The 1,007-nt window shown below is 38.5% G+C and carries 1 protein-coding gene; it reads right to left on the bottom strand.

The genetic code is table 11. From position 1 onward, the window contains the following. Positions 1 to 162: 162 nt before the first annotated feature. A partial coding sequence (locus E5A76_RS03150; RefSeq protein WP_222932506.1) for an alpha/beta hydrolase family protein occupies positions 163 to 1,007 on the bottom strand: 845 nt, incomplete at its 5' end.

Raw genomic sequence — 1,007 nt, 5'->3', positions numbered from 1 at the left:
GTAATATTATAATCGTGGTAGTGAAATAATTCGCGGTTATTTTTCCATATATTGAAGTGATTTTTGAGCAAATCCTCTTATAACCAGAACTGCTCCACCACATAAAACAAAGCCGCTAAGTTAATCCTTAGCGGCTTTGTTGCGTTTTACGTAAATAGTGATTTATAAACGCGAATTTAACCAATTGGCGGTTATTTCTAATAGTTCTTTACTTTGATGTGCCTTTGGATCAAAGACATTAAAGATATGATCGCCATCTTTCATGATGACAGCTGTCGCATCTTTACTGCCAGATGCGGTGATCAGTGTATTCGCATTTTCCCAAGGTAGGACGGTATCGTTAGTACCTGAAACTGCTAATAAAGAGCCAGTAAATTGCTTCATCAAAGTTAATGATTGCTGGGCTTTTAATTGTTCAAACCATGTTAGGTTGACCTTTAACGATGGACGCCAATCATAGTTAATGAGTGCGTAGCCGTTCTGTTTTGCCTCGTCATAGTATTGCTCAAAAAAGGCTTTCATTGGCGCAATGCCATTACCAACAGCAGGAGACCAAACAGCGAGTGATTTAATGTTAGGCTCTTCGATGACTAATAATTGTGAAATTAATGCACCCTGGCTAAAGCCGATAACCCCAATGCGATTTTTATCGATTTGTGGATTATCTTGAAGATAGTTAAAAGCAGTTTTGCCATCGAGAACAGCAGAAGATAAAGAGTATTCTAGATCTGATGTTTTACTGTCGCCACTGCCTGCAAAATCGAGACGAATAGAGGCAATCCCCATCGCTTCTAATTTTTCGCTGAGAGATTTGTATAAATTACCCACTTCATCTTTTTGTGATCCAGTGCCGTGGAGCATGATCACCGCAGGTATTTGCTTATCTATTTTCTTATCAGGTACAGAAAAGATGGCTGGAATATCATAGCTGCCGTTATTTAGATATATTTGCTGAGAGTCGGCAAAGGTCATAGTAGAAAAGCTTAATACTAATGAAGGGATGATAA

This window comes from Photobacterium lucens (assembly GCF_009873615.1).
GTDB lineage: Bacteria > Pseudomonadota > Gammaproteobacteria > Enterobacterales > Vibrionaceae > Photobacterium > Photobacterium lucens.
Note: the sequence above shows the minus strand (reverse complement) of the source record. Positions and strands in the feature narration are given on the sequence as shown.